At 65.9% G+C, this 12,918-nt stretch carries 13 protein-coding genes; 4 read left to right on the top strand and 9 right to left on the bottom strand.

The genetic code is table 11. From position 1 onward, the window contains the following. Nucleotides 1-164: 164 nt before the first annotated feature. The 9 genes from AWC08_RS19380 to merA all read right to left on the bottom strand — a co-directional run bounded on the left by AWC08_RS19380 (nucleotide 165) and on the right by merA (nucleotide 10,425). On the bottom strand, nucleotides 165-572 hold the full coding sequence (locus AWC08_RS19380) for a hypothetical protein (RefSeq protein WP_055576810.1): 408 nt from the start codon (nucleotides 570-572) through the stop codon (nucleotides 165-167). Next, a complete protein-coding gene (locus AWC08_RS19375; protein ID WP_055576809.1) occupies nucleotides 569-2,665 on the bottom strand; it encodes a hypothetical protein in 2,097 nt (698 codons plus the stop codon). The genes AWC08_RS19380 and AWC08_RS19375 overlap by 4 nt, the downstream gene beginning before the upstream one ends. Further along, entirely contained in the window at nucleotides 2,662-4,497 is a 1,836-nt protein-coding gene (locus tag AWC08_RS19370) for a hypothetical protein (RefSeq protein ID WP_136623054.1), read from the bottom strand. The genes AWC08_RS19375 and AWC08_RS19370 overlap by 4 nt, the downstream gene beginning before the upstream one ends. Beyond that, entirely contained in the window at nucleotides 4,494-5,978 is a 1,485-nt protein-coding gene (locus tag AWC08_RS19365) for a tyrosine-type recombinase/integrase (protein WP_232007736.1), read from the bottom strand. The genes AWC08_RS19370 and AWC08_RS19365 overlap by 4 nt, the downstream gene beginning before the upstream one ends. Nucleotides 5,979-6,254: 276 nt before the next feature. Then, complete coding sequence (locus AWC08_RS19360; protein ID WP_232007743.1) at nucleotides 6,255-6,575, bottom strand: phytanoyl-CoA dioxygenase family protein; 321 nt, start codon at nucleotides 6,573-6,575, stop codon at nucleotides 6,255-6,257. Continuing rightward, a complete protein-coding gene (locus AWC08_RS38365; protein WP_063892812.1) occupies nucleotides 6,517-6,981 on the bottom strand; it encodes a MerR family transcriptional regulator in 465 nt (154 codons plus the stop codon). Before AWC08_RS38365 ends, AWC08_RS19360 begins: the two co-directional genes overlap by 59 nt. Then, entirely contained in the window at nucleotides 6,978-8,372 is a 1,395-nt protein-coding gene (locus AWC08_RS19350) for a dihydrolipoyl dehydrogenase family protein (protein ID WP_055576806.1), read from the bottom strand. Before AWC08_RS19350 ends, AWC08_RS38365 begins: the two co-directional genes overlap by 4 nt. A 31-nt stretch (nucleotides 8,373-8,403) precedes the next feature. Then, nucleotides 8,404-8,919, bottom strand: a complete 516-nt coding sequence (locus AWC08_RS19345) for a hypothetical protein (RefSeq protein ID WP_055576805.1) — start codon at nucleotides 8,917-8,919, stop codon at nucleotides 8,404-8,406. A gap of 102 nt (nucleotides 8,920-9,021) precedes the next feature. After that, on the bottom strand, nucleotides 9,022-10,425 hold the full coding sequence (gene merA, locus AWC08_RS19340; protein ID WP_055576804.1) for a mercury(II) reductase: 1,404 nt from the start codon (nucleotides 10,423-10,425) through the stop codon (nucleotides 9,022-9,024). A 90-nt stretch (nucleotides 10,426-10,515) separates the two neighbouring features. On the opposite strand from merA, the gene AWC08_RS19335 reads away from it, so the two are divergent. From AWC08_RS19335 to AWC08_RS19325, 4 genes are read left to right on the top strand one after another with little or no spacing between them, the layout of a single operon-like run. After that, a complete protein-coding gene (locus tag AWC08_RS19335; RefSeq protein WP_055576803.1) occupies nucleotides 10,516-10,899 on the top strand; it encodes an ArsR/SmtB family transcription factor in 384 nt (127 codons plus the stop codon). Then, nucleotides 10,896-11,198 carry a hypothetical protein gene (locus AWC08_RS19330; protein WP_055576802.1) on the top strand — a complete coding sequence of 101 codons (303 nt, stop codon included), beginning with the start codon at nucleotides 10,896-10,898 and terminating at the stop codon, nucleotides 11,196-11,198. The genes AWC08_RS19335 and AWC08_RS19330 overlap by 4 nt, the downstream gene beginning before the upstream one ends. Next, entirely contained in the window at nucleotides 11,195-11,752 is a 558-nt protein-coding gene (locus tag AWC08_RS38360; RefSeq protein WP_055576801.1) for a TlpA family protein disulfide reductase, read from the top strand. The genes AWC08_RS19330 and AWC08_RS38360 overlap by 4 nt, the downstream gene beginning before the upstream one ends. Further along, on the top strand, nucleotides 11,749-12,639 hold the full coding sequence (locus AWC08_RS19325) for a cytochrome c biogenesis CcdA family protein (protein WP_174900778.1): 891 nt from the start codon (nucleotides 11,749-11,751) through the stop codon (nucleotides 12,637-12,639). The genes AWC08_RS38360 and AWC08_RS19325 overlap by 4 nt, the downstream gene beginning before the upstream one ends. The last annotated feature ends 279 nt before the right edge of the window (nucleotides 12,640-12,918 follow it).

Raw genomic sequence — 12,918 nt, 5'->3', positions numbered from 1 at the left:
TTATGTGGCGTATCTGGATCTGTTCATTGTTCGGACGTGTTACCCCTTCGGATCAGTCAGCGTCAGGGATGCCGGTATCGGGGGATGCCCGCCAGGAGATGGTTCGGCAGTGCTAGGGCGATTTAGGTTCGGTCTGTGGGCCGGGGCGTCTGTCCTGTTGGCCGTTAACTGTCTCGGTGTGAGCTCAGATCGGTAATGCCGGCCAGTCGCTCGAGTTGGTTTCTGTAGGCTGCGTTGTGGATGGTGAGCATCCGGATGTGCTCTTCGTAGATCTCGAGATGCTTTCGTAGGTCGGTGTTTTCGGTGCGGAGGCGCCGGATGGTCTCGTCGCGGCCATCGTCACTGTGGCGAGGATGTCGTCGTTTTGGGCCATCGGTTTGTCGTTGTGCGGCGCTGTCGAGCATCGCGTTGGTGATGGCGGCGTAGTGCCGATAGAACGTGGTGCGGTTGACGTTGAATGTCTTCGCCAATGCGGAGACGCTGGGGTAGGCGCCGCCTTCGCGGTGTTCGGTGAGCAATGCGTCAGCCGCGGAGCGCACATCATCGTCGCCAGGAAGTGGGTGCCCGGTCACACAATGTCCTTCGGTGCAGTGGCAGCCTCAAGTAGCGCAGCAAGATCGCGGCGCTGCTGGGTGAGGCGGTGAGCAACGAAGGGGGCCAAGAGTTCCGCAGTGGCGAGGTGGGCGTCGAGTTGATGCAGCTGGTCGGTGAGCGCTTGGAGGTTGTCGGCGGTGAGTGCGACGTTGCGGCACTGCAGGGGTTGGCAGTTGGCGAGGTCCGGCAGGCTCGGATCGCCTGCGGGCGCGAGTTGGCGTCGACAGAGCGCCTTGTCCGGGTTGTAGACGCAGGTGACGAAGTGACCGAGGTAGATGTTGGGGTCTTCGCTGCGCATGATCCTTCGGAGTCGTCGTGGGTCGGTGACCACACTGCCTGTGTAGGCGCTGCCGCGTTGGAGGTTGGTGAGCCGTTCTTCGGCTTCGGGGGCCGCAGGTCCCCGTAAGTCATGGTGCTCATTGTTCTCGATCATGGCCAAGAGGCGCTCGCCGCGTTGCAGTGATTGTTCGGCCTCGACCTCGCCGCGGAACCCGGATTCGGTTGTTCCCGCATAGCCCTCGAACATTTGGATGCTGTGGTGGCGGTATTGGATCGTGCCGGCGATGGCGCCGCCGGGGCGGCGAGCGATGAACCATGCCAGGGTGCGGCGGAACTGGCCACTGGTGAGCCGCCAGCGTTGGCGCCGGATGAGCGGGATGTCGTCGGCCCGGTTGTGTGCGGCGCAGTAGGCGTTGATCCAGTCGACGAATTCGTTCAAATTCTTATTGGTGCACTTGATGGTCACCGAGCGGGAGCGATCGGTTCCGCAAGAACCCATCGTTGCGGACAGTGCTGTGAATAGGTACTTCGCGTCGTCGGGTTGGAGTTGTTCGAGAACGCCGACTGCTCGCTCAACAGATTCCGACACTACCCATGAGGCGGTGACTCCTTTCGGGGTCTCGCCCTTGAACGCGCGACTGGTGATGGTGCGTCGGTAGACGTTCCCTTGGGCGTCTCGTTGGCGGCTCACACAGTCTCGCTGGAGATGTTTGACTTCGCTGTCGCGCATCCCTGACAGGTATGCGATCACCACGTAGCAGGCGGTCAGCAACATTCGGCTCAGCTCGGGCATTCGGTGATAGTCGAATCCGGTCAGCCAGGGCGCGCTGTCGATGCATGCCCGTACTGGTGTGAACAGATAGCAGCCGTCTGCGAAGCCTACCTCTGCCGCGGCGGCCGCGACCATCGCACGTCCGGTCGCTCGGCTGATGAACGTGGATTCCGTGTGTAGTTGTCGGGCAAGGAAGTTCGCATTGACTTCGCCGTCAGCAGTCGTTGGCAGCGGGCGGCGCTGGCTGCGGTAGTCATCTAGCAGGTGCTGCAGCTTGGCCAGTCGTGCTGGGAGTGGCCCGCCGGCGAAGGGTTTGCGTTGATCCATTGCATGCCTGGCGGTGTAGAGCGACCACCATTCCTCACGTGCGGCGAGGATGTCGACGCTGAAGTCGTTGACCCACCGCAACCCCCAGACCAGCAGCGGGCTGATCACTTCCTCGGGAATCCGATCGGTGGCGTTCTCGATACGCCGGGGTGGATGGCTGCTGTGGTTGTGCCATGCCTGCAAACGTTGCGGGTCGACGGTGAGCCGGTCGGTGTGTAGGGCGTCGCGGAACACCCAAAACAGCCGGGCGGCCCGCCGGTGCATACCGCGCTGTGTTGGACTCAAATCCGTGAGCAGGACCCATTGTTGATAGTCGACGAGGTCCTCGCGGGTGATCGCGGCTAGTGTGCAGCGGCCCCGACCGTGTGACCAGTCCAAGAACTTCTTCACGTGGCTAAAGGCAATACGAATAGAGACCTGCTTGAGGCGGGCCTCCCCGGGTGGCAGCTCGCCAACCAGCAAGGCGTAGAACAGTTCTTTGGTGACCGCGCGGAACGGCTCGGGCAGCGTGGGGAAGTTCAAGATGCTGCGAGCCAGCTGGTCCTGGTGGTTGATCGGGTGCAGGTCCCAGATGTCATCGCCGAACCGCGACGTGGTGGCAAGTTCGATTCCCTCGCGGAGTTCGTGTCCACCCAGGACGAAGGCGTCCGGGTCGATGAACACCGGGGTGTGAGCCACCTGGGGCGTCGTCATCGTGGCTCCTGCGGGCCATCCAGCAACGCCAACAGCTCGGGCAGACCCTCAGCGGGCTGTGCTCGATCCCATTCCGCTGGAGTGAATTTCGGGCGGATGTGTTCGGTGATCGCTATCCACGCCATGCCGTAACGGCGCCACCACAGATCCAGTGCGATCTTGCCGCGCTCATCGATCAACCAGTCCAGCAACGCTTTCAGTTTCGGGATGTGGTTGTGGGTGACGAGGGCATTCGAGCAGCCGAAGCACATCAGGAATGACACACCGCAGCGACCTCCGCCATCGAGAGGGCTGTGATCGATATCAGCGCAGGCGGTCACGGCGGTATCGAGATTTCCGGCCAACAGGTCTGTGGCGGTGGTAGCGGTCACATCCAATTGGAGGGCTGCGTTGTTCGGCGTTGTCACCTGACCGGCCAGCACCCGGGCGTGGCAAGCCTGGGCTGCGGTCTCGGCGTCTGACAGCGCCGCGGTGATCACCCCGCCCGCCCAGTCATGCACCGACGGATCGCCGCGCAGATAGTTGGTGAACAGCACCGGCATGGTGTTGGAGCGAATCGACGAGGGCAGATGGCCGCCGGCGGCGCGGGTATTGCGAATGTCCACTGTCTTTTTCAAGCGCAGCGAAGTGATCTGCAGCGGTTGACCGTTGTCATCAAGGAGGGGGTGGCGCTGCTTCCAGCGCTGCATATGCCAGTCCTTCAGATGCAATCCCACGTCGAACGGGCCGTGGTGACCGTCGGGCGGATCCCACACCGACCACAGCGACGACGTGCCGCTGAACGACCGACCCAGCCGCATCATCTGCTCGAGCAGCAGGTAATAGCCGCCGGGGCGGCGTAGCTGCTGGCTGGGAGTGCCGATCTCCCAGTGCACCGTCTCGAACATGCGTGCAGGACCGCGCCGGCGTTTGATCACCTCCACCCGGACAGCCTTGTCCTCCAACACATCGTGCTCGATCGTGAGATCTTTGAGGGTTTCCAGGTTGCGCCCCGAGATTCCGACGGCCAATGTCAGTAGCGGGCCCAAATCGAAGCCGGTGACAAACAGCTGGCGTGCCAGCGTCATCATCGGGTGGTTGTCCCACGCCCTGGAATCGTGGGCGATAACTGGAATCTCACCGGTAGCCGCAATCTCGGCCAGCACCTTCGCGAGTCGACGCTCCTCGGCGCTCAACGTGTCAGGCTCACGCTCATAGCGGGTGACTAGGCGTTGGCCGCGCTGAAGCCGCGATCGGATCGCGGCGACCTCCGACCGGGCCGCCGCCATGATCGCGTTGAATTCCCGGTCGGAATACCCGCCGATGGCGGGATTCTGGCCCACAGAACGACGGCGATGCAGCCACGCATCGACCTCCTCGGCGATCATGCCCGCCGGCATCTCGCCGACGACACGGCCCACAGCTCTAACCTCATGCACCAGTCCGCGTTGTTTCACCTGCGCATGGCGTTGCCGCCAGTAGCACTCGAGATGGTCGACGGTCAGCTCCCCGGGCGTCGCCGGCGGATCCACCAGCGACGCCAACGCGACCAGGAAGCGGTGCCAGCACCAGAACACTCCGGCTGCACTCTCGGGTGTCCGTAGCGTTCCACTGGCACCGGTGCAGCGGGCGAAGGCGTCGGCCAACGGCTTATGCCAGCCCGGCAGTGGGAACGTCTTCAATTTGAACGTGCGGCGACGCCCGTTCTCCCCCACCACCGCCACTTCCAATCCGCTGCCCGTGGGCTGCACCCGCTCGGGTGGTTCGTAGACGCCCTCAGGGCGATCGGCGGGGCGGCCCCTGCGTGTGAGGGGTCCTTGGCGCGGCGCCTCGCTCGGCTCTGGGCTCGTCACGCCGAATCCGCGGTGTCAACGATCTTCTCGTCGGCGATCTCGCCGCTCAATTCGCCGGCCGGCAGCTGCAATTCGGCCCACTCGTCAGGAACCAGCGCTAGCCGAGTTTCCATGGCGAGTTCGTTGAGGGTGTGCAGATATTTGAACGTTGTTTCCACCGATCGATGCCCCAAGCGCCGGCGCACCCAGTCCAGCGGATCACCGAAAATCTGCTCATAAGTCGTGCGCTGCGCCGGGTTCATGGCGCCCAGCTCGCGGATGTGCTCACGTTGTAGCTGCTCCAACGTCACCACCGCGTAGGTGTGGCGCAACAAATGCGGGTGAGCCCGCAGGTCCACCGCGTGGCGTCGGCAGCGGTCGTTGGCATCACCAAACATTGACTGCCAGGTTCCCGGCATGACTGGCAGCCCGTTGCGGTTCAACCACAGCGTCGCCGGTTCCAAACCCTCGGCGCCACAGATGAATAGGCGCCGACGCTGGCGTGGATTGAGAGTCTCCACCGGGCGGCGGCGACCACCGCTGGTGCGCGGCGCGATCACCGCGCATTGCGGGTCCTCAACAACCAGTTTGGCCGCAATCTGGTTGTAGCTGCCGCGGCTGCGGGCTTGTTCGATCAGCTCGGCGCGGTCGAAGCGGATGTAGTCCCACACCTCGCGTAACACCGTGGCCGGGATGTAGATCCGGCGGCCCGAACCATTCTTGGCGATCGCCGCCGGCAATCGGGTCGGCGAGTAGGCGCGATGGGTGTCCATGTCGGGCACGTCGAACATGGTCAGGCTGGCCTGCTCGGTCAGCCGCAATCCGGTGCGAACCATCAGATCGCAGAAGGTGGCGTTGCGGGCAGCGTTTCGGCCACCGAACGACTGATCGAGCAGACCGGTGGGCAGATACCCGCGAACACCAACATCGCGCCAGCGGCGATAGGACGCCGGTGGCAACCACGCCAAGTCTTCACGATGGCCGTCCTTGGGTGCTTCGGCAGGCGTCAGTCCCGCCTCCTCGCGACGGCGCCATCGGCGATCGCGCGCTGCCCGCTGCAAGATCGGGTTGTGCTCAACGAATCCCGATTCGGTTGCCCACCGGTAGAACGAGTTCACGGTGGCGACTTCGCGGCCCCACGTGGCACCCCTCACCCCAGGCCCGCGCTCATCGATGCGCCGCCACCGGTGATAGGCTGCGCGATCTTCGGGGGTCGCGTCGCGCCACGATCGCTTTCCGAGCGGTTGGCGATGGTGCCACAGAAACGTCAGGAAATTCGCTAGGTCGTAGGCGATCGCTGCCTGAGTGTTTTCCGGCGCCGGGTGCAACAGGAAGTAGGTGTTCAGGTCGATGTCGTAGTGGCCGTCAGGCGATATCAAGAATGGCACGCCGTCCTCAATGCCCTTGCTGTCCAACCACTCTGCGACTACGTCTGTGTTCAGGCTCTGCAGCGTTGGCCGCGCCGTGCGCGGCATCACCAATTGTCGATGCGTGAAATGCACTCGCCAACCTAAGATCGGCATTGCCTGGAAAGCTACCGCGGCGTCTATCGCATGCGCGCGACCGACACACGGCAGACACTCGCATGTGCCAATCCGTCGATGTCTGGGCGCCCGCTGCTTCAGCAGGAGTCGCCGCGATCAAGGTGTCAGTCGATGACCCAGCCACTCAAGTAGGCCTGCCCAGCTGATGACTGTGACCGAACCGGTCCTGCGTGTAGTCGTGCGGGAGCTGGTGTGCACCATGTCAATTCGGTATACCGACGGCTCGGCTGATGCTTAACCATCACATGGCGCTGAGCTGATCAATGGGTAACGTTCATCGGGCAGTGGTTGACCCGGGGAATATGGGAGCCCGTCGTGGCCGGGAAGCGGCTGGTAGGTGGCTTGGGCGTCGGTGTAGGTGATCAGCATTGATACCCGGTTCTGGGCGGTGTGGTTGGCACCGGCGCAGTGTGCGGTGCGGCGGTGGTGCAAGGTGACGTCACCGGCGCGCAGCGGAACGGTGACCCGCGCTGCCCACCGAAGTTCGGGCCAGTGGTCAAACAGGTAGGAGTGGTGCTCCTGGCGCACCAGGTCGGCGAGGTCGATACCGGTGATGTCGATGCGTTCCGGGCCGCCTCGCCGGTGTGAGCCCGATAGGAACGTGAGGCAGTTCGTAGGCGTCGATGCGGTCCAGCGTGGCTTGCAACGCCGCGATCCGCTCATTCGTGCGCTGCCGCGACGCCGCCAGCAGTGCGGCAAGTCGTATCCCCGGCGGTTGGGGGTGCGGGCGGGTCAGGTCACCGATCTCACGCAGCGTCAGTCCCATACCGCGCAGCGTGCTGATCAACTGCAGGCAGCGCAGCGCCTCGCGGGTATAGGTGCGATACCCGCCGGGACTGCGCCCGATGGTGTTCACCAAGCCCTGATCGGTGTACTCCCGCACCGCCTTGATCGGGATGCCGGTGCGGCGCGACAGCTCACCGACCGTGAACACGTCAGCGTGAAAACTGTGGTGGTTCATGAATTCTCCTGCGGCTTGCGTGGACCGAGGTCGAGTCGTTCGGCGGCATGCAGCAAGGCCTCACTGTAGGTGGGGAATTGGGCGATGCCGTCGAGCAAGACGTCGATGGGAACCTGGGCGCGGATGGCCAACGCGGCCTGATGAATCCATTCCCCGGCCATCGGAGCCACCGCCCACGCACCAACCAGGACGCGGCGACTACGGTCGGCGAGCAGCCCGAGGGTGCCGGCGGGCTGGGTTTCATAGGTCCACGGCCGCGCCAACGCATCAGGCAGGTTCAGTTCGGTACTGACGACGTCCAGGCCTGCGCTTTGGGCCTCCTCACCGGTCATTCCGACGGCGGCGATCTCGGGTTGGGCGAACACCACCCGCGGAATGCCGGTGTAGTGCGCCCGCCGCGAGGTGCCCGCGATGTTGTCGGCGACCACCCGGGCTTGATACATCGCGACGTGGGTGAACAACGCGACACCAGTGACATCGCCCAGCGCCCACAACCCATCACCGGTCACCCGGCAGTGCTCATCGACGGCCAGCTCGCCGCGATCGCCGATGGTGACGCCGACGCTGTCGAGGCCCAGGCCGGCGGTGGCGGGTTCGCGTCCGGCGCCCAGCACGATCACATCGGTGCGCACCGATGTGCCGTCGTCGAACTCGACCACGGCGTCGGCGCCGTCGCGGCGCGCCCGGGTGGCTTGGCGGCCCAGCCGCACGTCGATGCCGTCGTCGCGTAACCGGGCAGCGACCAGCTCACCGACTCGCGGGTCTTCGCGGTCCAGCAGCCGCGGGCCGCGCTGCACGAGGGTGACGTGGCTGCCCATGCGGGCCAGGAACTGCCCCAACTCGACCCCGACCGCGCTGCCGCCGATCATCACCGCCCGTTGCGGGATCTCGCGCAGGGTGGTGGCCTCGCGGTTGGTCCACACCACAGTCGCGTCCAGGTCGTCGAGGCCGTCGATGGGTGGGCGCACCGGCTGCGAACCGGTGGCGATCACCACATGCGCCGCGGTGATCTCGGTGTCGGCGACGCTGATGCGCCAGGGGTCACGACCGGTCAACCGGGCGGTGCCTTTGAGGACCGTCACCCCTTGCCGCTGATAGCCGGTGACCTGATTGGTGTCGTCGAGGTGGCGGATCATGTAGTCGCGATAGTCCCGCAGCGCCGGCCAATCCAGCGCCGGCCGCGATAACCCGGCGGCGGCCGCGGCTTCGGCGCGGGCCTCGGTGGGCCGCAGCAGCGTCTTGGATGGGATGCACGCCCAATAGGCGCATTCCCCGCCGATCAGCTCCCGCTCGATCAGTGCCACGCGCAAGCCGGCGGAAATCAGCCGCCCGACGGCGACTTCGCCGCCCGGGCCGGCGCCGATCACGACGGCGTCGAAGTGCTCTGCCATACGGATTGTCTCCTTCGGGTGGGTGCGGTGGTCAGGGGCGGCGGCGCCGCAGCGCCCACCAGCCCTCGATGACGGCGGCGGTGACCGCGCCATAGGCGAGATGCGCCAGGAATCCGCGCACGTGGGTGCTGACCGGATAGGCGCGGTCTGCGGCGCTGAACCCCAGCAGCGGGGTCAGCATCTCATCGACGATCAGTGACATCGACGCGCCGGTGAGCAGACCGGCCACCGCAGGGTTCAGGCCGACCGCGCGGCGCAGGACCGCATACACCGGCGCCCAACTGATGCCCAGCCCGTAGTGCACGACCATCCCGGCGCGCTCTCGCACCGGGTCGGGTAGGTGGATGCCGAGCAGGTCGAGCGTCTTGTCGGCGGCGACCTGAAACGGCGGGCCGGGCCGGGCGGCGTCTTCACGCTGGCGATCCCGCTGGGATTCGCGCTGGTAAAGCTTGCTGCTCACCGGCTCCATCACTTTGGTGCCCACATAGCCGCCGACAGCCCCGACGAGCAGATCTTCGGCGAATTCGCCTCTGCTGGACCAGATCATCACGACACCACCCGCCAAAGTGTGATTGCTGTGGCGGGCACCCGGTTCGGCGGGGCGAGCGCGATGGTAGTCATGTAGCCCTCCCTCGATACTGCATGTTTCTCAGGCGGCGCAGCAGGACAGTTTGGTGACGTCGCGGGTGAAGGTTTGCGCGGCCAGTTTGAGGCCCTCGGCCATCGTCAGATACGGGCTCCACAGCTGCGCCACCTGCTGCACGGTCATCTTGTTGGCCAGCAGGTAGACGGCGGCGGCGATGACGTCACCTGCGCCGGCGGCCAGCACATGCGCACCGAGTAGGCGCCCGGTGCCACGTTCGGCGACAAGCTTGATCGCGCCGCGGGTGTCGCGGTTCACAATCGCGCGGGGCACGTTCTGTAGCGACAGCACCCGGCACTCACAGTCATAACCCTGGGCCTGGGCATCGGCCTCGGTCAGCCCAACGGTGGCCAGGCTGGGCGAGGTGAAGGTGACCGCCGGCAGCGCGCGGTAATCGACGCTGCGCCCGGCCCCGTCAAAAGCGTTGTCGACCACCACGGCGCCGTGGGCGGCGGCGACGTAGACGTATTGCGGATGACCGGTGACATCACCGGCCGCCCAGATCCGCGGGTTGGCGCTGCGCAGCTGCCCGTCGACCACCACCCGACCACTGTCAGCGGTGGCCACGCCGACGGCGTCTAAGTTCAACCCGGCGGTCACCGGTGCCCGCCCGGTCGCCACCAGCAGCCGCTGCCCGCTCACCCGCTGACCGCCGCTGGTCGCGACGATGACGCCGGCGTTGTCGGGATCCACGCGGACAGCGCGCTCGCCGATCACGGTGATGCCCTCATCGGCGAACACCGCCGCCAGTCGCTCGGCCAGTTCGGGTTCGGTGTGCGGGGCGAAGCGGCCCACGATGCTGACCCTCATCCCCAGCCGCGCCCATAACTGCGCCTGTTCCAGCCCCACATAGCCGGCGCCGACCACGACCAGCGATTCCGGTAGCGCGGTCTGGGCCATCGCAGTAGTGGAGGTCAGGTAGTCGATGCCATCCAGGCCGTCGAGCCGGTCGATGCGCGGCGCGGAACCGGTGGCGATCAGATAGTGCTCGGCCTCGATACGCGCGCGCCCCCCGTCCCCTAACTGCACCTGCAGCACCGGCCCCGGGGCGAAGCGGGCCTGCCCCGGCACGATCTCCCACCCATATTCGGCGGCCAGGTCGGCGTACTTGTCGGCGCGCAGCCCCTCCACGAGGGCGTCCTTGCCGCCGATCAGCGCGGGGGCATCCACCGGGCCCGCCGCGGTGGCGATGCCCGGAAAGTGCTGGTCCAGCGCCACATGGCGGGCCTCGGCCGCGGCCAGCAGCGCCTTGGACGGCACGCAACCGGTATTGACACAGGTGCCCCCGGTCACGTCGCGCTCGATCATCACCACGGTTTTGTCCTTGCCGCGGGCGGCGATCGCCGCCGCGAACGCGGCACCCCCCGAGCCGATCACCGCCAGGTCATAACTGACCACAATGCTTCCCATCCTCACGTATCCGCCTTGCCGAATATATAGATGGCATCCTAGTATCTGTTTATCCGAATATCAGCGACTCAATCGAAGGACCGTGTTTTCGTGCCCGAGACTCCCCACCCCAGCCCCACGCTGTTGCCAGCCACCGCCAACGGCGTCGAGATGGTGGCGAAGTTCTTCCGCGCCCTCGGGGACCCGGCCCGGCTGCGGCTATTGGAGTTCCTGCTCAACGAGGAACACACCGTCAGCGAATGCATCGCACACATCGGCCTGTCCCAGGGCCGCATCTCCACCCACCTGGCCTGCCTATCGGACTGCGGTTATGTGCAGCTGCGCCGCCACGGCCGCTATGCCTACTACCGGGTGAGCGACCCGCGGGTGGCCGAACTGGTGCTGCTGGCGCGCTCGGTGGCCGCCGACAACGCCGCCGCGCTGGCCGCCTGTATGCGCATCGCCCCGGCCAGCCGCGAGGAGATCGCGCCGTGACCAAACACCACGACACCGGGACGCTGGCAGCGATCCTGGGCGCCATAACGTTGGCCGTGGCCGCGATCGCCTGTTGCGCGGCGCCGCTGCTCATCGCCTCGGGTGCGCTGGCCGTGATCGGCGGCCTCGTGCGTAACGGGTGGGTCATCGGCACCGCCGCGGCGGTGCTGCTCGCCGCGCTCACCTACACCGTGTATCACCGCCGATCCCGCCACCACGGCCAGCAGTCACCGCACTGCGATCCACCCACACACCCCAACACCGGCGACCAGCACCGCGTTAACGGAGAGCGATCATGACCGACACCAGCACACCCACCGTGCACACCGGCCCGCGACGGCGGCTCCTGATCATCATCGGCGGCGTGGTAGTCGCCGCAGCGGCCATCGCTTATGTCGTGCTCTGCTGGCACCCGTGGACCGACGCTGCGGCAGACCAAAACGGTGGCGCCACACCTACTTTGACTGCGCACACCGCCACCGGCACACCGCTCACCGTGCCCGGTTCCCGACCCGCAGTGGTGTTGTTCTTCGCCGTCGAATGCGGCACCTGCGGGCCTACCGCCCAAACACTCGCCCAAACCCAAGCCCAGAACCCCACCCGGGCGGACTTCGTCGCCGTGGACATCGCCGGGCAGGAGCCGCAATCCGAAGTCGCCGGCTTCCTCACCGCCAACAACGCAGCGGGGGTGGCCAACGCGATCGACACCGACACCGCCTGGGCCCGCCGGTTCAATATCACCCAACTGTCCACCGTGGTGATCATCGACACCACCGGCAAGGAAGTATTCCGCGCCGTCGAACCCTCCGCCCAACAACTCCAAGCGGCACTAGCCAAAGTGGCCGATCGGTGAACGGACTACTGGCACTTGCCTTCGGCGCCGGCATGATCGCCCCCATCAACCCGTGCGGATTCGCGGTGCTGCCCGCCGTGCTGGCCTACACCGCCACCGGTGAGCACACGTCCGCGGGATTGGCGGCCAGGATCAGCCGGGGGCTGCGCGCCGGCGCGGCGCTGACCATCGGATTTGCCGGCACCTTCACAGTTCTCGGCGTGGCCGCAGCACTCGGGCTGCGCCAACTCATCGGCGCCGTCCCGTGGGCCGCGACCGTCCTCGCGGCGATGCTGACCCTTGCCGGACTGGTCATGCTGGCCGGGCGCCATATCCCAATCCGGCTGCCCGGCCCCCACTTCGGCCGCAATCCTCAACGGCCCCTGGACATGCTCCTCTACGGTGTCGGGTACGCGATCGCCTCGGCCTCCTGCAGCATCGCGATCCTGCTCTCGGTTATCAGCCAGGCACTGGCCACCAGCAACGTGTCCGGTGTACTCGTTGTCTTCGGCGCCTACACCGCCGGCTCAGCCACCCTTCTGCTCACCGTCGCACTACTGGCCGCCGTCGCGAACACCGTTGCCACACAGCGCATGCGGCCACTGATGCCGCACATGACCCGGATCGCCGGGACCATTCTCTTTGCATCCGGGGTCTATCTGCTCCACTACTGGATCCCACAACTCACAGGACACCGCCTCCCCCCAGATCCCCTGGCCACCGGCGTCGCCCGAGTCGGCACCTGGATCACCACGCACCAAACACTCGTCGCCACAGCCGCATTCGCCATCATCGCCATCAGCACCGCACTAGTCACACTCCCGCGACGAACGCACCCAGCCGCGGCCAGCGACACTCACCGCGCCGCCACCGCTGAACCCGCCTCCACCAACCCAACCAGCGACTGAAGCATCGCAGCGAGTTCAACCGATCGGCGAATCGATGTGGGCCCGACACAGCCGCGCCCAACAACGCGCGGCTGACCCGATGACGCCGCGGCGCGGGCCTGAAGCGGGCACCAACTGCAAGAGACAGCCCCGCTCACCTGCAGCGCATCGGCTCAAGACGGCTGCCGAGGGACATTCGACACACCAACACTCGTTAACGGGCCGACCGTCGCTTACGCATGGTGTCCCACCACTTCTTCTTGGGCACGAACAGTGTTCAGTCATACATAAGCCGAAACC

It is taken from the genome of Mycobacterium gordonae (genome assembly GCF_002101675.1).
GTDB classification, from domain to species: Bacteria; Actinomycetota; Actinomycetes; order Mycobacteriales; family Mycobacteriaceae; genus Mycobacterium; species Mycobacterium gordonae.
The sequence above is the reverse complement of the archived record's forward strand: the minus strand, read 5'-3'. Positions and strand labels throughout refer to the sequence as shown.